The 17,781-nt window shown below is 68.5% G+C and carries 20 protein-coding genes; 13 read left to right on the top strand and 7 right to left on the bottom strand.

Annotated elements, in window-relative coordinates:
• Positions 1–5 precede the first annotated feature (5 nt).
• From ACZYY4_RS13915 to ACZYY4_RS13925, 3 genes are read right to left on the bottom strand one after another with little or no spacing between them, the layout of a single operon-like run.
• A complete protein-coding gene (locus ACZYY4_RS13915) occupies positions 6–1,952 on the bottom strand; it encodes a proton-conducting transporter transmembrane domain-containing protein (RefSeq protein ID WP_463810573.1) in 1,947 nt (648 codons plus the stop codon).
• Positions 1,949–2,428 (bottom strand): NADH-quinone oxidoreductase subunit B family protein, encoded by a 480-nt coding sequence (locus tag ACZYY4_RS13920; RefSeq protein WP_463810574.1) that lies wholly within the window; start codon positions 2,426–2,428, stop codon positions 1,949–1,951. Before ACZYY4_RS13920 ends, ACZYY4_RS13915 begins: the two co-directional genes overlap by 4 nt.
• The gene (locus ACZYY4_RS13925; RefSeq protein WP_463810575.1) at positions 2,425–2,766 is read right to left on the bottom strand and encodes an ArsR/SmtB family transcription factor; all 342 of its coding nucleotides are present in this window, start codon (positions 2,764–2,766) and stop codon (positions 2,425–2,427) included. The genes ACZYY4_RS13920 and ACZYY4_RS13925 overlap by 4 nt, the downstream gene beginning before the upstream one ends.
• Positions 2,767–2,905: 139 nt before the next feature.
• Between ACZYY4_RS13925 and pyrH the strand changes: the two genes are divergently transcribed.
• Genes pyrH through rlmN form a run of 4 tightly spaced genes read left to right on the top strand, consistent with a single transcriptional unit; the run spans position 2,906 to position 6,262 of the window.
• On the top strand, positions 2,906–3,679 hold the full coding sequence (gene pyrH / locus ACZYY4_RS13930; RefSeq protein ID WP_463810657.1) for a UMP kinase: 774 nt from the start codon (positions 2,906–2,908) through the stop codon (positions 3,677–3,679).
• A 15-nt stretch (positions 3,680–3,694) separates the two neighbouring features.
• Positions 3,695–4,252, top strand: a complete 558-nt coding sequence (frr, locus tag ACZYY4_RS13935; RefSeq protein WP_463810576.1) for a ribosome recycling factor — start codon at positions 3,695–3,697, stop codon at positions 4,250–4,252.
• 12 nt (positions 4,253–4,264) lie between these two features.
• Positions 4,265–5,143 (top strand): phosphatidate cytidylyltransferase, encoded by an 879-nt coding sequence (locus ACZYY4_RS13940; protein WP_463810577.1) that lies wholly within the window; start codon positions 4,265–4,267, stop codon positions 5,141–5,143.
• Between the two features lie 24 nt (positions 5,144–5,167).
• Positions 5,168–6,262, top strand: a complete 1,095-nt coding sequence (gene rlmN / locus ACZYY4_RS13945; RefSeq protein WP_463810578.1) for a dual-specificity RNA methyltransferase RlmN — start codon at positions 5,168–5,170, stop codon at positions 6,260–6,262.
• 9 nt (positions 6,263–6,271) lie between these two features.
• Here rlmN and ACZYY4_RS13950 read toward each other — a convergent pair whose 3' ends face one another.
• Genes ACZYY4_RS13950 through ACZYY4_RS13965 form a run of 4 tightly spaced genes read right to left on the bottom strand, consistent with a single transcriptional unit; the run spans position 6,272 to position 8,522 of the window.
• Positions 6,272–6,526 carry a DUF2631 domain-containing protein gene (locus ACZYY4_RS13950; RefSeq protein ID WP_463810579.1) on the bottom strand — a complete coding sequence of 85 codons (255 nt, stop codon included), beginning with the start codon at positions 6,524–6,526 and terminating at the stop codon, positions 6,272–6,274.
• Positions 6,527–6,578: 52 nt separating this feature from the next.
• Complete coding sequence (locus ACZYY4_RS13955) at positions 6,579–7,199, bottom strand: TetR/AcrR family transcriptional regulator (RefSeq protein WP_463810580.1); 621 nt, start codon at positions 7,197–7,199, stop codon at positions 6,579–6,581.
• A 4-nt stretch (positions 7,200–7,203) separates the two neighbouring features.
• On the bottom strand, positions 7,204–7,449 hold the full coding sequence (locus ACZYY4_RS13960) for a hypothetical protein (protein WP_463810581.1): 246 nt from the start codon (positions 7,447–7,449) through the stop codon (positions 7,204–7,206).
• A complete protein-coding gene (locus ACZYY4_RS13965) occupies positions 7,446–8,522 on the bottom strand; it encodes an oxygenase MpaB family protein (protein WP_463810582.1) in 1,077 nt (358 codons plus the stop codon). Before ACZYY4_RS13965 ends, ACZYY4_RS13960 begins: the two co-directional genes overlap by 4 nt.
• A 193-nt stretch (positions 8,523–8,715) precedes the next feature.
• Here ACZYY4_RS13965 and ACZYY4_RS13970 point away from each other — a divergent pair, with 193 nt between their 5' ends.
• The 9 genes from ACZYY4_RS13970 (at position 8,716) to map (ending at position 17,750) form a co-directional block, all read left to right on the top strand.
• Entirely contained in the window at positions 8,716–9,555 is an 840-nt protein-coding gene (locus ACZYY4_RS13970) for an AraC family transcriptional regulator (RefSeq protein WP_463810658.1), read from the top strand.
• Entirely contained in the window at positions 9,509–9,904 is a 396-nt protein-coding gene (locus ACZYY4_RS13975) for a VOC family protein (RefSeq protein WP_463810583.1), read from the top strand. Before ACZYY4_RS13970 ends, ACZYY4_RS13975 begins: the two co-directional genes overlap by 47 nt.
• Positions 9,905–9,908: 4 nt before the next feature.
• On the top strand, positions 9,909–11,081 hold the full coding sequence (dxr, locus tag ACZYY4_RS13980; protein WP_463810584.1) for a 1-deoxy-D-xylulose-5-phosphate reductoisomerase: 1,173 nt from the start codon (positions 9,909–9,911) through the stop codon (positions 11,079–11,081).
• Complete coding sequence (locus ACZYY4_RS13985) at positions 11,078–12,295, top strand: M50 family metallopeptidase (protein ID WP_463810585.1); 1,218 nt, start codon at positions 11,078–11,080, stop codon at positions 12,293–12,295. The genes dxr and ACZYY4_RS13985 overlap by 4 nt, the downstream gene beginning before the upstream one ends.
• 13 nt (positions 12,296–12,308) lie before the next feature.
• Positions 12,309–13,469, top strand: a complete 1,161-nt coding sequence (gene ispG, locus ACZYY4_RS13990) for a flavodoxin-dependent (E)-4-hydroxy-3-methylbut-2-enyl-diphosphate synthase (protein WP_463810586.1) — start codon at positions 12,309–12,311, stop codon at positions 13,467–13,469.
• Positions 13,470–13,524: 55 nt separating this feature from the next.
• Positions 13,525–14,376: a GNAT family N-acetyltransferase gene (locus tag ACZYY4_RS13995; protein WP_463810587.1), complete on the top strand. Its 852-nt coding sequence runs from the start codon at positions 13,525–13,527 to the stop codon at positions 14,374–14,376.
• A gap of 69 nt (positions 14,377–14,445) precedes the next feature.
• Complete coding sequence (locus ACZYY4_RS14000) at positions 14,446–16,266, top strand: penicillin-binding transpeptidase domain-containing protein (RefSeq protein WP_463810588.1); 1,821 nt, start codon at positions 14,446–14,448, stop codon at positions 16,264–16,266.
• Positions 16,267–16,306: 40 nt separating this feature from the next.
• Positions 16,307–16,870, top strand: a complete 564-nt coding sequence (locus ACZYY4_RS14005; RefSeq protein ID WP_463810659.1) for a DUF1707 SHOCT-like domain-containing protein — start codon at positions 16,307–16,309, stop codon at positions 16,868–16,870.
• A gap of 22 nt (positions 16,871–16,892) precedes the next feature.
• A complete protein-coding gene (gene map / locus ACZYY4_RS14010) occupies positions 16,893–17,750 on the top strand; it encodes a type I methionyl aminopeptidase (protein ID WP_463810589.1) in 858 nt (285 codons plus the stop codon).
• Positions 17,751–17,781 lie beyond the last annotated feature (31 nt).

The following is a 17,781-nucleotide window of genomic DNA, read 5'->3' on the forward strand; positions in this document are numbered from 1 at the left end:
CGCGTTCATCGCGCCACCAGCAGGGCGATCAGCACGCCGATCGCGCCATAGCCCAGGTACAGGTGCACGCTGCCGGTGTGGGCGCGCCGAACCAGCTGTGCTGCGGCGGCGACGGCCCGCAGCACCGGGGCATACCAGCGGTCTTCGATGACGTCGGTGATGCGCGCCCGGTAGGCGATCCGGTCGACCACATAGGTCGCTGGCGCCTGGCCGCTCACCTCGACGTCGGTGTCGAAGCGCAGCACGTCGTCGAAGACCTGCTGCAGCGGTTGGGCGAACGACGTCGCGGTGTACTGCATGCGGGGGCTCAGATCGTCGGCGCCGCAGGCCCACAGCGGCACCGTGGCCGGAGCGGGACGCTGCCGCGAGCGCCACCGGGAGCCGATCAGCACCAGCAGGACGGCGGCGGCCAGCACGGCGGCCAGCAGGCCCGGCGCCATGGAACCGTGCAGCCCCGGCATGCGCAGGAACACCCCGAGCCCCGGGGCGTCCCCGAACACCGGCAGTTCGGTGAGCACTCGGTTCAGCACCGGGGCCACCACACCCGGGGCGACGGCCAGCACCACACAGGCGAGGGCGGGGATCGCCATACCGACGATCATCGTGTCGGGGGATTCCCGCGCCGCCGCAGCGGAATCGGAGCGCGGACGGGCCAGGAACCCGATCCCGAACGCCTTGACCATGGCGGCCACGCCCAGCCCGGCGGTCAGCGCCACCGCAGCCACCGCGAGCGGTGTCACCAGCGCGATCGTGACATCGTGGCCGGGCCGGGCGTGCATCAACGACTGGATCAGCAGCCACTCGCTGACGAAGCCCGCCCCCAGCGGCAACCCGGCGGCACCGAGCGCGGCCACCCCGAACAGCACTGTGGTGACCGGCATTCGGCGGGCCAGACCGCCGAGCCGGTCCAGGTCACGCAGGCCGGTCGCGGCGAGCACCGATCCGGCAGCGAAGAACCCGAGGCTCTTGAACGCGCTGTGGGCGATCAGGTGCAGCAGCGCCGCGGTGAGTGCGACTACCGCGGCCGGCTGCGATCCGGCGCCCGACAACAGTGTTGCGGCTCCCAGCGCCAGGGTGATCAGCCCGATGTTCTCCGTCGTCGAATACGCAAGCAGCCGTTTGAGATCGGTGGCCACCGAGGCCTGCAACACCCCGTATACCGCCGAGGTGCCGCCGACGATCAGCAGCGCCCACGCCCACCATCGCGGACCGGGTCCCAACAGCTGCAGGTCGATGCGGATGATGCCGTAGACACCGAGATTGACCATGGCGGCACTGAGCAGTGCCGAGACCGGGCTCGGCGCCTCGGGATGCGCCCGGGGCAGCCACGCGTGCAGCGGCAGCAGGCCGGCCTTGGAGGCGAAACCGATCAGGGTCAACACGAAGACCGTGTTGCGCACGCCGTCGGGTACCGCACCGATCACGGTGAAGTCGTCGCCGGCGGCCGCCGCCAGGATCACCATCCCCGCCAACAACGTCACGAAGCCCAGCTGTGTCATCACCGCGTAAATCAGGGCGGCCGACCGCACTTCGCTGCGCTGCGGATCGGTGAGCACCAGCACCAGTGAGGTCAGTGCCATCAGCTCCCAGGCGAACAGGAACGTGGTCACCGACCCCGCCGCGGGCACGGCCAACAGCGTGAGCACGAACACCGGCAGGGTGGTCAGCGGCACCACGCCGAATGCCTCGTGGCGGCTATAGCCGATCCAGTACAGCCCGGCCGCCACCGCCACCGCGCCGGTCAATGCCATGAAGAAGCCGCCGACCGGCTCCACCCGCAACTGCACGCCCAGCAGCGGGAGCAGCCAGCCGATCCGGATCGCGGGCAGTGCGCCGAACACGCCGGTCAATCCGACACCGACCCCGGCAGCGCCGACGCCGATCGTCGCCGCACCACTGAGCAGCGGCCCGAAGGCATTGCGGCGTAACAACTGCGGGCCAGAAGTGCTCACCTGCCGGTCACCGACCGGAGCGCGGCGAGGATCTGGTCGGGGGTGGGCGGGCAGCCGGGGATCTCGACGTCCACCGGGACGACCTCGCCGACGGAACCCACCGTTGCGTATGCCTGCGCAAACACCCCCCGGTTCAGTGCGCAGTCGCCGCAGGCGATGACCCGTCGTGGCAGGGGGGTGGCCTCGACGGTGTTGCGCAGCGGTTCGGCCATGTTGCGGGTGACCACCCCGGTGACCAGCAAGACATCGGCGTGCCGAGGGGACGCGACCAGCCGGGCGCCGAACCGTTCGGCGTCGTACACCGGACCGAAGGCCCCGGCGATCTCGATCTCGCAACCGTTGCACGATCCGGCGTCGACATGGCGGATCTGCACCGAGCCGGACAACCCGCTCGGCGGATCGGTGTTGTCGGGCGGACGGTCGCCGGCCGGTTCGGTGATGCGGCCGAGCGAAAGGATCCGGGCGAGCCAGCTCATGAGCCGGCCCGCAGATCGTCGAGGAGCGCGACCTGATCGCTGAGCAGTCCGGTCAGTGCTCTGCGCGCCACGGCGAGCAGTTCGGTGATCACCGGTGAGGCGATCGAGTAGATCACCGTATTGCCCTCCTTGGTCGCCAGCACGACTCCCGCGCGCCGAAGTACGCCCAGCTGCTGGGACAGGTTGGACGCCTCCAACCCGATCTCGGGCAGCAGCTCGCCGACGGTGCGGTCACGTTCGGCCAGCAGCTCCAGTACCCGGATCCGGGCCGGGTGTCCCAGCGTCTTGAAGAATTCGGCTTTCACCTGGTGCAGCGAGTTCGGCACGTCCGAGACCATAGCAGCTAATTTATCAATTGAAAATACTTTCATCTGTTGTGGTGGTCGGCCGCGGGTTTCCACCCCGGGCACCGTTTCGCCGTCCTGGTAAGGCAGGATGAGCACTGCCGTCGCGGACGATTTCTGCGATGGCGCTGTCATGCGCGGAGTCCCGAGGAGCCTGATGACGGAGCCGACGAGTACCGACCGGATCCAGCCGACCGGCCGCCCCCATTACTCCCGGGTGCTGCTCAAGCTGGGCGGGGAGATGTTCGGCGGCGGGCAGGTGGGGCTCGACCCCGACGTCGTCGCCCAGGTCGCCCGTCAAATCGCCGAAGTGGTTCGCGATGGCGTGCAGGTCGCGGTCGTGATCGGCGGCGGCAACTTCTTCCGCGGCGCCCAGTTGCAGCAGCGCGGCATGGAGCGGATGCGCTCGGACTACATGGGCATGCTCGGCACCGTGATGAACAGCCTCGCGCTGCAGGACTTCCTGGAGAAGGAAGGTATCGACACCCGGGTTCAGACCGCGATCACCATGGGCCAGGTCGCCGAGCCGTACATCCCGCTGCGGGCGCAGCGGCACCTGGATAAGGGCCGGGTGGTGATCTTCGGCGCCGGCATGGGGCTGCCGTATTTCTCCACCGACACCACCGCCGCCCAGCGAGCGCTGGAGATCGGCGCCGAGGTGGTGCTGATGGCCAAGGCGGTTGACGGGGTGTTCACCGCGGACCCGCGGCTGAATCCCGACGCCGAACTGCTCACCTCGATCACCCATCGCCAGGTGATCGACCGCGGCCTGAAGGTGGCCGATGCCACCGCATTCAGCCTCTGCATGGACAATGGCATGCCGATCCTGGTGTTCAACCTGCTGACTGATGGCAATATCGCGCGGGCGGTCGCGGGTGAGAAGATCGGAACACTGGTCACCACCTGAAGAAGAGGGGCGCAGATGATTGACGAGGCTCTCTTCGATGCAGAAGAGAAAATGGAGAAGGCCGTGGCGGTGGCTCGCGACGACCTGTCGACCATTCGCACCGGCCGGGCCAACCCGGGCATGTTCTCCCGGATCCACATCGACTACTACGGGTCGATGACCCCGATCACCCAGATGTGCAGTATCAACGTCCCCGAGGCTCGCATGGTGGTGATCAAGCCCTATGAGGCCTCCCAGCTGGGTGCCATTGAGACGGCGATCCGCAACTCGGACCTGGGCTTGAATCCCACCAACGACGGTTCGCTGATCCGGGTGGCGGTACCGCAGCTCACCGAGGAGCGGCGCAAGGACCTGGTCAAGCAGGCCAAGGGCAAGGGCGAGGACGCGAAGGTCTCGGTGCGCAACATCCGTCGCAAGACGATGGAGGAGTTGCACCGCATCCGCAAGGACGGCGACGCCGGTGAGGACGAGGTCGGCCGGGCGGAGAAGGAGCTGGACAAGTCCACCCAGGGCTACGTGAGCCAGATCGACGAGCTGGTCAAGCACAAAGAAGGCGAGTTGCTGGAGGTCTAGCGACCGTTCAGCATGCAAAAACCCGTGGCAGACCAAGAGACTGGCGCCGGCATCGACGCCTCGCCGCCCAAGCGGCCACGAGCCGGGCGCAACCTGCCCGCGGCGATCGTCGTCGGCGTCGTGCTGAGCGGTACGCTCGTCGGGACCCTGCTGTTCGCGCCGCGTTTCTGGGTGCTGATTCTGGCGGTGGCCACCCCGATCGCCACCCATGAGGTGACCCGCCGGCTGCGTGAAGCCGGCTACGACGTGCCGTTCATCCCGCTGGCGCTCGGCGGCCAGGCGATGCTGTGGCTGTCGTTGCCGTTCGGGGCCAGGGGAGTGCTGGGCGCGTTCGGTGCCACCGTGGTGATCGCGATGATGTGGCGGTTGGTCGCCCGGGGGCTGCAGCACGCCCCGGTCAACTACCTGCGGGACATGTCGGCGACGGTGTTGATCGCGGTCTGGGTGCCGCTGTGCATGAGCTTCGCGGCCCTGCTGGTCTTCCGCGACGACGGTCCCGGCCGGGTGCTGTGCCTGCTGTTCCCGGTGGTCTTCTCCGACATCGGCGGATACGGCGTCGGTGTGCTGTTCGGCAAGCACCCGATGGCGCCGGCGATCAGCCCGAAGAAGTCCTGGGAGGGTTTCGGCGGATCACTGGTGCTCGGTGTTGCCGCGGCGGTGTTCGCGGTGACGGTGTTCCTCGGCCGACCGTGGTGGGTAGGGCTGCCGCTGGGGCTGCTGCTGGTGATCACCGGAGTCTTCGGCGACCTGATCGAATCCCAGGTCAAACGCGATCTGGGTATCAAGGACATGGGCCGGCTGCTGCCCGGCCACGGTGGGATCATGGACCGGCTCGACGCGCTGCTGCCGTCGGCCGTGGTGACCTGGGTCGTGCTGACCGTCCTGCCGTGAGCCGCAGGCATACTGGAACGGATCATGACGCAACAGCTGGTGTTCACCGCACCGCGGCGGGCCCTGCCGCCGCGGCATCTGGCCGACCTCGATTCGGCCGGCCGTACCGCCGCCGTCGCTGAACTGGGCCTGCCGGCATTCCGGGCCAACCAGCTCGCCCACCAGTACTACGGCAGGCTGATCGCCGATCCACAGCAGATGACCGACCTGCCGGCTGCGGTGCGCTCCTCGGTGGCCGAGGCGCTGTTCCCCACCCTGCTGACCGCGTCCAGTGAGATCGAATGCGACGCCGGCGAGACTCGCAAGACGCTCTGGCGGGCTCTGGACCACACCAAGTTCGAGTCGGTGCTGATGCGCTACCCGCGCCGCAACACGGTGTGCATCTCCTCGCAGGCCGGCTGCGGCATGGCCTGCCCGTTCTGCGCGACCGGCCAGGCGGGCCTCACCCGCAACCTGTCCACCGCCGAGATCCTCGAACAGGTGCGGGCGGCGGCGGCCGAACTGCGCGACCGTGATCATGGCCGACTATCAAATGTGGTGTTCATGGGCATGGGGGAGCCGCTGGCCAACTACGCCCGGGTGGTGGCGGCCGTACGGCGGATCACCGAGGCGCCGCCGAACGGATTCGGCATCTCGGCGCGATCGGTGACGGTGTCGACGGTCGGACTGGCGCCGGCGATCCGCAAGCTCGCCGACGAGCACCTGGGCGTGACGCTGGCGCTGTCGCTGCACACTCCCGACGACGAATTGCGCGACACGCTGGTCCCGGTCAACAACCGCTGGAACGTCGCCGAGGCACTCGACGCCGCCCGCTACTACGCCGACGTTACGGGCCGGCGGGTGTCCATCGAATACGCGCTGATCCGTGACGTCAACGACCAGCCGTGGCGGGCCGATCTGCTGGGCCGCAAGCTACACAAGGCGCTGGGACATTTGGTGCACGTCAACCTGATTCCGCTCAATCCGACACCGGGCAGCGACTGGGACGCCAGCCCCAAGCCGGTGGAGCGGGAGTTCGTGAAGCGGGTCCGGGCCCAGGGCGTGGAATGCACCGTGCGCGACACCCGCGGGCGTGAGATCGCAGCGGCCTGCGGGCAATTAGCCGCCGAAAGCGACTAGCGGGCACCCTTAGTGCAACCGGCCGCGCTTACGGCCGACGATGTCGCGCACCACGACGAACAGCGACAGCGCGGCGAACGCCAGCAAGAAGTAGTCCTCGACGTGGCCGACGTGGTTGCCGCGCAGCATCAGCAGCAGGAACCCGACGATGCCCAGGCCGACGATATGCCAGGTGCGGAAGTTGATCGCGCTCCAGCCCCACGCCGCGGACGGCACCTCGGCGGGGTCAACCCCGGTGTGGCGCTCCACCTCGGTACTGGCCACTTCGACTCCTTAGGTTGGGCGACTGCTGCGCAACATTCTGGCATACCGGCATCTAGGAGCCGATCTCGAATGTCCGGTAGGCGGCGCGGCCGACGATCTCGGCCAGACTTTCCGGCGTCCACTGCTGCTCGCCGTCGAGCAGCATCCGCGCGGCGGCCTCACAGATGGCCAGGAACACTTCGGTGAGCGCCGTCAGGGCGTGGTCGGGCTGTCCCCGTTGCTTCAGCAGCGGCCGCATCACCGTGGCGACCCGCTCGGTGAGCCGGGCACGGCCTGACACGACGGCGGCGGCCAGGACCGGATCCTGGTCGGCGGTGAAGATGATCCGCCACGACGCCGGACGCTGCCGCACGGTGGACAGGAACGCGCCGAACCCAGCGACGAACCTGTTCTGCACGCTGCTGGCCCGCTGCGGCGGCAATGCTCCGAGCAGACTGGTCAGCATCAGCTCGGTCTCCCGGTCGAGCAGTGCGGCGAGAACCTCGCCCCGGCCGTCGTAGCAGGCGTACACCACCGGCCGGGTGACCCCGATTCGCTCCGCGATCGCCGCCATCGTCACCCCGGCCACGCCGCGGTCGGCAGCGATCTGCAAGGCGGCGTCGAGCACCTGCGGCCGACGGCGTTCGGGTCCGAGATGCTGGGCGCGGGACCGATTGGCGGCTGGGTCCGGCACCGGTTCAGCGTAGTTGGATGTCGGCAACGATCAGCACCGGCCAGGCGACGATCTCGCCGAGCACCGAGAACAACTTGTCCGGTCCCCGAACCTCGGCGAGGTGGTGGTAGTGGTTGCCGGCCCAGAACAATCCGATCGCCAGGTAGGCGCCCAGCAGCACCGAGCCCATGACGCCGAGGAAGAACAGCTGGCGGATGCTGAGCCGGCGGTCCATCAGGCGCTGCAGGCCGGCGAGAGCTCCGCGGTTCACCGGATGCTCCCCAGGATCGGCTGGGACTCGATGAGCCCCTCGTCGCTGGGCGCGAGGCCTTCACCGAAGACTCGATTCGACTGCTTGGCACGAAATTCCAGGTGGGCCTGCGCCGGGACGGCGTAGCCGTAGCGTTTCTGGGCCTCGCGCGGAGTCGTGGTGACCGGATTCACCGGCCGGATCGAACGCAGCACCCGGGTGCCGATCGGCAGCGTCATCGGTGAGATCAACCGCAGCAGCATCAACTGCACGCGGGTGCTCAGGCTCAGCAGGCTGAACGCGGCACTCAGCGGCGGCACGATCAGCGCGTCGAGCAGTCGCGAAGTGCCTACCCCACCCAGCTTGCGCATCCAGCGCGGCATGGTCGCCAGGGTGCCGCGGCGCAGGAACGCGGTCACGACGAGCGCGCCCGGCCGCAGCGGCAGCGGCAGCGTCGGGGGCAGGATCACCTCGGCGTGCAGCAGGTGCGCCATCGCGCGCCGGGCGATGTCGGAGTTGATCAGCTGCGGGCGCATCTGCTCGAAGTACTCCCGAATACCCTCGCGGGTGCGCGGTACGTCGGCCGGGTCGAGGGTCTGCAGCTCGGCCGCCTTGGCGCAGTCGGCCCAGTAGGCCGCTTCCTCGTCGGCCGACAACGGCCCGGGCCCGTACTTCTCGTAGGCGTACAGGATCGAGTGCCAGGCCGTGAGGTGGATCCACATTTGGGAGTCCGGGTCGTTCGCGTCGTAGTGATCACCGGTGACCGGGTCGACGCCGATGGCCTTGGAGTGGATCCGTACCAGCATGTCGGCGGCCTCGGCGGTGCTGCGGCTCTCGCCGAAGGCCACCATCGCGAAGTAGCGCAGGGTGCGGTCGTAGCGGGTCCGCGGCCGGTCGTAGATCGCCTGGGTCTGGTCGACCGAGGCGACCAGCCCGGGATCGAGTTCCTCGATGACCACGGAGCGCTGGAAGCCGATCGACAGCGAGGTCGGATAGCTCCACACCTTCCAGGTCGCCGAGTCGGGGCCGAAGAACCCGTAGTCCTCGGCCGGCTCGGCATCGGGCAGGGACAGCCATTCGCGCAGGGTGCTCAATTCGTCCGCCTTTCGCCATTTTCTGGCTCGTTCGTTTTCCTACACTGTGTAGGATTCTGCACCGGGGGTGATCTGTCGTCAAGGGGTGGGCGGCGGGCCTACCGTGGGCGCCATGGCCTGGGAAGCCGACGAGGCGCCGCGGATCTGGGATTTCGCGGTGGCCCCGCCGCACACGGCGCCGGGCGTGACGTCGATGGTCGGATATCGCGGACTCGGGGTCGCCGAGGCCGTTCACCGGGGGATGCCGTCGGCGACGCTGATGTTCATCGTCAGCCTGGACGAGGGCGTCGAGGCAGCGGATGCGGCCGCGGCGTTATCGGCGGCCCGGCCGAACCCGATCATTCTCGGTGGCCTGCACGTGCAGGCCAGCCATGTGCGGCAGCGTCGCGGCCAGGCGGGTGTGCAGGTAGCTCTGCATCCGTTGGCCTCGCGTGCGGTCTTCGGTGTACCGGCCGCCGAGTTGAGCGTGACCGACTTCGATGCGGTGCCGATGCTGGGCCGCGGCTCGGTGCACCTGCATGAGCGGGTCGCCGACACCCGGCACTGGGCGGATGCGTTTGCGCTGGTGGCCGATTATCTGGTGGCGGGTCGCTGCCGACATGACACCACCGTGCGACCCGAGGTCGCCTACGCCTGGCATCTGCTGGGGCGCAGTCGGGGGCGGGTACCGGTCGCTGCTGTCGCACAGCAGGTCGGGCTGAGCCAGCGGCAGCTGAGCACGCTGTTCCATCGCGAGGTGGGCCGCACCCCGAAGACCGTGGCGATGCTGATGCGCTTCGAATACGCGACCGCCCGGATGGCCGACGCGGCGCGTGCCCACCGGCGTGTCGACCTGGCCGGTATCGCCGGCGATGCCGGCTACGCCGATCAGTCGCACCTGACCCGCGATTTCGTCCGGTTCGCCGGAACGTCGCCGCGGGCCTGGCTGGCCGAGGAGTTCCAAAACATCCAAGACGGCGGTCATACCCAGCGATCACAGTGGGGGGATGACTCATTCGAACCCGACCGTCTGGTTGACCCTGCAAGCGCATGACGCCCCGAAACTCATCGACTACTACGTCGACACCTTCGGCTTCGTCGTATCGGCCCGCCACGGCGACGATGGCGACACCGTCAAGCATGCCGAGCTGATCTGGCCGGAAGGCGCCGGCGGCGTCATGCTGGGCAGCTACCGCCCCGGTACCGAGTGGTTTCGCGAACCCGGCACCGCCGGCGCCTACGTCGTCACCGCCGACCCCGACGGCCTCTACGAACGCGTTGTGAGCCGCCAGGCCGACATCCTGCGGCCGCTGGCCGACACCGACTACGGGGCCCGCGAGTTCGTCGTCCGCGATCCGGAGGGCAACCTGTGGAGCTTCGGCGATTACCCGGGAGCACAATAGGTGGGTGACGACCAGCCGGATCAAAGTGCTGCTGCTGGGTTCGACCGGGTCGATCGGAACCCAGGCGTTGCAGGTCATCGCCGCCAACCCGGATCGTTTCGAGGTGGTCGGACTGGCCGCCGGCGGCGGCAACCCGGCGCTGCTGGCCGCCCAGCGCGCCGAGACCGGCGTCACCGACATCGCCGTCGCCGACTCGCAGGTCGGTGAAGCGCTCGACGCCCCCTACCGCGGACCCGATGCGGTCACCCGGCTGGTCGAAGACACCGAGGCCGACGTGGTGCTCAACGCCCTGGTCGGCGCCCTGGGGTTGCGGCCCACGCTGGCCGCGCTGGCGACCGGGGCCCGGCTGGCGTTGGCCAACAAGGAATCGCTGATCGCAGGGGGACCGCTGGTGCTGAAAGCCGCCGCGCCGGGCCAGATCGTGCCGGTGGACTCAGAGCACTCCGCCCTGGCGCAGTGCCTGCGCGGCGGCACTGCCGACGAGGTCGCCAAGCTGGTGCTGACGGCGTCCGGGGGGCCGTTTCGCGGCGCCAGTGCCGACGATCTGGAGCACGTCACGCCCGAGCAGGCCGGCGCACACCCGACCTGGTCGATGGGGCCGATGAACACGCTGAACTCGGCGACTCTGGTGAACAAGGGGCTCGAACTCATCGAGACCCACCTGCTGTTCGGCGTCCCCTACGAGCGCATCGACGTTGTGGTGCACCCGCAGTCGATCGTGCATTCCATGGTCACCTTCACCGACGGCTCGACGATTGCCCAAGCCAGCCCGCCGGACATGCGTCTGCCGATCGCACTGGCCCTGGGCTGGCCCGCGCGGGTGCCCGGCGCGGCCGCGGCCTGCGACTTCGCACATGCTTCTACCTGGGAGTTCGAGCCGCTGGACGACGCGGTCTTTCCCGCGGTTCAACTGGCCCGCCACGCCGGTCAGACCGGCGGCTGCATGACCGCGGTCTACAACGCCGCCAACGAAGAAGCTGCGGAAGCCTTCCTTTCCGGCCGGATCGGCTTCCCCGCGATCGTCGACACCATCGCCGAAGTGCTGGCCGCGGCCGACCAGTGGGCCGCACAACCCGCTACCGTGGACGAGGTACTCGACGCGCAGCGCTGGGCCCGGGAGCGGGCCGCTCGTGCCCTCGAGGCGGCAGCTATAAGAAAGGTCGAAAGCATCCGATGATGTTCGCGGTCGGCATCGCACTGTTTGCGCTGGCCATCCTGGTATCGGTGGCACTGCATGAATGCGGCCACATGTGGGTGGCCCGAGCCACCGGCATGAAGGTTCGGCGCTACTTCGTCGGCTTCGGCAAGACCCTGTGGTCGACGCGCCGTGGCGAGACCGAATACGGCCTCAAGGCGATCCCGGCCGGCGGCTTCTGCGATATCGCCGGCATGACCGCGGTGGAGGAATTGGCGCCCGACGAGCTCGAGCGCGCCATGTACAAGCAGAAGACCTGGAAGCGGGTGGCGGTACTGTTCGCCGGCCCCGGCATGAACTTCATCATCGGTCTGGTGCTCGTCTACACGATCGGGGTGATCTGGGGACTGCCCAACCTGCACGCCCCGACCACCGCGGTGATCGGCGAAACAGCTTGCGTGGCACCGGAAGTCGTTAAGGGCGAGCTGGGGGCCTGCTCTGGTCCCGGCCCGGCGGCGCTGGCCGGCATCCAGTCCGGCGACGTGGTGGTCAAAGTCGGCGACACCGCCGTATCGACCTTCGAGGAGATGGCCGCCGCCGTGCGCAAGCAGCACGGCGTGACGCCCATCGTCGTCGAACGCGACGGCGCCGCGCTGACCAAGTATGTCGACGTGACGCCCACCCAGCGCTGGATCGCCGACGGGCGCGACAGCCAGGCCGTTCCCAGCACCGTGGGCGCCATCGGGGTGGGCGCCGCCCAGTTCGGGCCGACTCAGTACAACCTGCTGACCGCGGTCCCGGCGACGTTCACCTTCAGCGGCGACCTCTCGGTGCTGCTGGGTAAGTCGCTGGCCAACATCCCGTCCAAGGTGGGCGCGCTGATGGACGCCATCGGTCATCCGAACGGGCCGCGTGACCCGGGAACCCCGATCAGTGTGGTGGGCGCCTCGATCATCGGCGGCGACACCGTCGATCACGGCTTGTGGGTGGCGTTCTGGTTCTTCCTGGCGCAGCTGAACTTCATCCTGGGTGTGCTCAATCTGGTGCCACTGCTGCCGTTCGACGGCGGGCACATTGCGATCGCGCTGTACGAAAAGCTCCGCAACGTGTTCCGGTCGGCGCGTGGGAAGGTGGCCGCCGCGCCGGTGAACTACCTCAAGCTGATGCCGGCCACTTACGTAGTCTTGATCGTGGTGGTCGGATACATGCTGCTCACCGTGACCGCCGACTTGGTCAATCCGATCAGGCTGTTTTGACAGGAGACCGCTCATGCCCGTCGGCCTAGGTATGCCGGCAGCCCCGGCGCCCACTTTGGCGCCGCGCCGCAAGACCCGCCAGCTGATGGTCGGCGGCGTCGGGGTGGGCAGTGACCACCCGGTTTCGGTGCAGTCGATGTGCACCACCAAGACCCACGACATCGATGCGACGCTGCAGCAGATCGCCGCGCTGACCACGGCCGGCTGCAATATCGTGCGGGTGGCCTGCCCCCGTCAGGAAGACGCCGACGCGCTGGCGACCATCGCCAAAAAAAGCAAGATCCCGGTGATCGCCGACATCCACTTCCAGCCCAAGTACATTTTCGCCGCGATCGACGCCGGATGTGCCGCGGTGCGGGTGAACCCGGGAAACATCAAAGAATTCGACGGCCGGGTGGCCGATGTCGCCAAGGCGGCCGGCGCCGCCGGCGTGCCGATCCGGATCGGTGTCAACGCCGGTTCGCTCGACCGGCGGTTTTTGACCAAGTACGGCAAGGCCACCCCGGAAGCACTGGTGGAGTCGGCGCTGTGGGAGGCATCGCTGTTCGAGGACCACGGCTTCGGCGACATCAAGATCAGTGTCAAGCACAATGACCCGGTCGTGATGGTGGCCGCCTACGAGCAACTGGCGCAGCAGTGCGACTACCCGCTACACCTGGGTGTCACTGAAGCCGGGCCGGCGTTCCAGGGCACCATCAAGTCCGCGGTGGCGTTCGGTGCGCTGCTGTCGCGCGGCATCGGCGACACCATCCGGGTCTCACTGTCGGCACCGCCGGTAGAAGAGGTCAAGGTCGGCAACCAGATCCTGGAATCGCTCAACCTGCGTCCGCGGGGTCTGGAGATCGTGTCGTGTCCGTCGTGCGGGCGGGCGCAGGTTGACGTCTACAAGCTGGCCAACGAGGTGACCGCCGGGCTGGAGGGGCTGGACGTCCCACTGCGCGTCGCGGTGATGGGATGCGTGGTCAACGGACCCGGTGAGGCCCGCGAGGCGGATCTGGGTGTGGCGTCCGGCAACGGCAAGGGCCAGATCTTCGTCAAGGGCAAGGTGATCAAGACCGTTCCCGAGGCGCAGATCGTCGAAACCCTGATCGAGGAGGCGCTGCGGTTGGCCGCAGAAATGGGCGCAACGGGCGAGGCATCTCCCGGCGGTTCGCCCACCGTCGCCGTAAGCTGAACGAAGCCGATCCGCCGACCGCGCGCGGCAGTTGAGTTCGCAAGAAGGGGTCACTATGTCGGCTCCGCCAGATTTCCGTCTCGATCAGCGGCGGGTGTCCGTCGTGCGGGACGCCGCGGCGGTCTGGCGGGTGCTCGATGCGGATCCGGTCGGCTCCTGCATGGTGGCCGCGCGGGTCGCCGACCACGGTGTCGATCCCCGCTCGATCGGCGGCGAACTGTGGACACGCGGTGGGGTGGACGAATCACTGTGCTACGCCGGGGCGAACCTGATCCCGCTGCGCGGCGTGCCCGCTGACCTGACTGCCTTCGCCGACAAAGCGGTGAGCGCCATCCGCCGCTGTTCGTCGCTGGTCGGCCGGGCCGAATTCGTGTTGCCGATGTGGCAGCGGCTCGCCGATGTCTGGGGACCGGCCCGCGACGTGCGCGAGAGTCAGCCGCTGATGGCGCTGCACACCATGCCCGGGTGCCCGCTCGACCCGGAGGTGCGCCAGGTGCGTCCGGATGAGCTCGACGCCTACCTGGTGGCTGCCGTCGATATGTTCATCGGTGAGGTCGGGGTGGATCCGCGGGTCGGTGACGGCGGCCGCGCCTACCGCCGGCGGGTGGCCAACCTGATCGCAGCGGGCCGGGCCTGGGCGCGCTTCGAACGCGGCGAAGTGGTGTTCAAGGCCGAGGTGGGTTCGCAATCTCCGGCGGTGGGGCAGATCCAGGGAGTCTGGGTGCACCCGGAACGACGGGGGCACGGGCTGGGCTCCACCGGCACCGCGATGCTGGCCGCGGTGATCGTCGGCACCGGGCGCATCGCCAGCCTGTACGTCAACGATTTCAACGAGGTGGCCCGTGCTGCCTACGAGCGGGTGGGGTTCACCCGGGCGGGCACCTTCGCGACGGTCTTGCTGGACTGATCGGGAGGTGCCCGCTGTCTCGGTGCGCCTCCGCACGTCGGCCGTTTCCATTTCGTAACATCAGCCCCAATGACAACTACAAACTCATTCGTCACACGAGTCACAGGTTTGGTCACCGTGCTGCTCACCGCGGCCGGCATGGCGGCCTGCACCCCTCGACCGGACGGCCCCGCACCCACCGCCGAGCGGTTCTTCGCCGCGCTGGCCACCGGCGACACCGCGGCCGCCGCCGAACTCAGCGACGACCCTTCCGTCGCCCGCAGCGCGTTGAACGCCGCTTGGGCCGGATTGCAGGCCGAGCACCTCGATGCGCAGGTCCTCGGCGCGCGCTACAACGACGACACCGGCAGTGTGTCCTACCGCTACACCTGGCAGCTGCCGAAGAACCGGACCTGGTCCTACGACGGCCAGCTCAAGATGGTCCGCAATGAAGGCCACTGGGCGGTCCGCTGGTCGGCCACCGGCCTGCACCCCAAGCTGGGGGAGCACCAGACCTTCGCGCTGCGGGCCGATTCGCCGCGCCGCGCCTCGGTCAACGAAGTGGGCGGCACCGATGTGCTGGTGCCCGGCTACGTCTACCACTACGAACTGGACGCCGGCCGGGCCGGGCAGAACCTGATGCGCACCGCGGGCGCGGTGATCGGGGCGCTGCGGCCGTTCGACGACACCCTGGGCGACCCCCAGTGGCTCGCCGAGCAAGCCAGCTCCTCGGTCACGCCGCTGGACCTGATCACGCTGCGCAAAGACGACCACGACCGCGTCGAAGCGGCGATCGGCAAGCTGCCCGGGGTGGTGATCACCCCGCGCCCGGAATTGCTGCCCACCGATGACCGTTTCGCGCCGATGCTCATCGGTGAGGTCAAGAAGGCCGTCTCGGCTCAACTCGAGGGCGAGGCGGGCTGGCGCATCGTCAGCGTCAACCAGAACGGCGTCGACGTCGCGGTGCTGAACGAGGTAGGGCCGGCACCGGCACCGTCGCTGACGATCAGCCTGGACCGATCGGTGCAGCGCGCCGCCCAGAACGCGGTCAACACCCGCGGCAACAAAGCGATGATGGTGGTGATCAAGCCGTCGACCGGTGAGCTGCTCGCCGTCGCACAGAACGCTGCCGCCGACGCCGACGGACTGGTCGCGACCACCGGTCTGTACCCGCCCGGGTCGACGTTCAAGATGGTCACCGCCGGCGCAGCGATCGAACGGGACATGGCCTCACCGAATTCGATGGTGGGCTGTCCCGGCGAGCTCGACATCGGCCAGCGCACCATCCCCAACTATGGCGGGTTCGATCTGGGCCTGGTGTCGATGTCACGGGCCTTCGCCAACTCGTGCAACACCACGTTCGCCGAACTGGCCAGCCGGATGCCGCCACGGGCGCTGTCGCAGGCGGCCAGCCGCTACGGGATCGGGGTGGACTATCTGGTGGACGGCATCACCACGGTCACCGGATCGGTGCCGCCGACGGTGGATCTGGCCGAACGCACCGAGGATGGATTCGGCCAGGGCAGGGTGCTGGCCAGCCCGTTCGGTGTCGCGCTGGCCGCGGCGACGGTGGCCGCGGGCAAGACCCCGGTGCCCCGGTTGATCGAAGGCCGGCCGACCGCCGTCAACGGCCCGGTTGGCCCGCCGGTGAGCCACGAGATGCTCGACGGGCTGCGCCAGATGATGCGACTGGTGGTCACCGACGGCACCGCGCGGGCCATCGCCGGCTGCGGACCGGTGTTCGGCAAGACCGGTGAGGCCGAGTTCACCGGTGGGTCGCATTCCTGGTTCGCCGGCTACCGCGGTGACATGGCTTTCGCCTCGCTGATCGTCGGCGGCGGAAGCTCGGAGTATGCGGTGCGGATGACCAAGGTGATGTTCGATTCGCTGCCCGACAACTTCCTGCTCTAGCGGCGTAAATTGAGCACCCATGACGGGTCTCAGCGACGACATGACCGACGTGGCCTTGCGTATCTCGGATGCGGACCGCAACGGCACCCTGCGCCGCCTGCACAATGCCGTCTCCCTCGGACTGATCGACATCGGGGAGTTCGAGGAGCGCGCGACGCAGGTCTCGCAGGCGCGGATGCGCTCGGAGCTCGACTCCCTGATCGGTGACCTGCCCGGTCCGCGCGCCATCGTCACCTCGGCGGCCGACCGGGTCGAACTGCGCGGCTGGGCCGGATCGCTCAAGCGCCACGGTGAATGGATCGTGCCGACCCGGCTGGCGTTGGTGCGACGGCTGGGCTCGGTCTATCTCGACCTCACCAAGGCCCGCTTCGCTGGTCCGGTCGTCGTCATCGAACTCGACATGCGGTTCGGCTCGGTCGACCTCCGGCTGCCCGACGGGGCGAGCGCCTCGATCGACGATGTGGAGGTCTATTGCGGCAGCGCCCGGGACCATCGCAAGGACGCCCCCGCCGAAGGCACACCGCACGTGGTGCTGGCCGGACGCGTGGTGTGCGGGTCGGTGGACATCAAAGGCCCCCGGCGCAAGCTGCGCTGGCGACGCTGACCAGCTCCGTTAAGCTGGCGTGATGCCCGTTCGTGCCCCGCTTTCCCCTGGTGCGCTGTCCCCGACGCTGCCGGTACCCCACTCGATCCCGCGCCCGGAATACGTCGGCAGGTCCGATGCCGCCGAAGGCAGCGAACCGTGGGTGCAGACACCCGAGGTGATAGAGAAGATGCGGGTGGCGGGCCGGATCGCCGCAGGTGCGCTGGCCGAGGCGGGTTACGCCGTCGCGCCCGGAGTGACCACCGACGCGCTCGACCGCATCGCCCACGACTACATGGTCGACCACGGCGCCTACCCCTCGACGTTGGGCTACAAGGGCTTTCCCAAGTCGTGCTGCACATCGCTGAACGAGGTCATCTGCCACGGCATCCCCGACTCGACGGTGATCGCCGATGGGGACATCGTCAACATCGACGTCACCGCCTACATCGACGGCGTGCACGGCGACACAAACGCCACGTTTCTTGCCGGTGAGGTGTCCGAGGAGCACCGCCTGCTCGTCGAGCGGACCCGGGAAGCGACGATGCGCGCCATCAAGGCGGTCAAGCCGGGTCGTGCGCTGTCGGTGATCGGCCGGGTCATCGAGGCCTATGCGAATCGGTTCGACTACAACGTGGTCCGTGACTTCACCGGTCACGGGATCGGTACGACGTTTCACAACGGGCTGGTGGTCCTGCATTACGACCAACCCGAGGTGGACACCGTCATCCAGCCGGGGATGACGTTCACCATCGAGCCGATGATCAACCTCGGCGGCCTGGACTACGAGATCTGGGACGACGACTGGACGGTGGTCACCAGCGACGGGCAGTGGACCGCGCAGTTCGAGCACACCCTGGTGGTCACCGACGACGGAGCCGAGATCCTCACGCTCCCATGAGGGCGCCCCGTGGCTGTTGAGCTGCTGAGGG

It is taken from the genome of Mycobacterium sp. IDUB_21 (assembly GCF_055419425.1).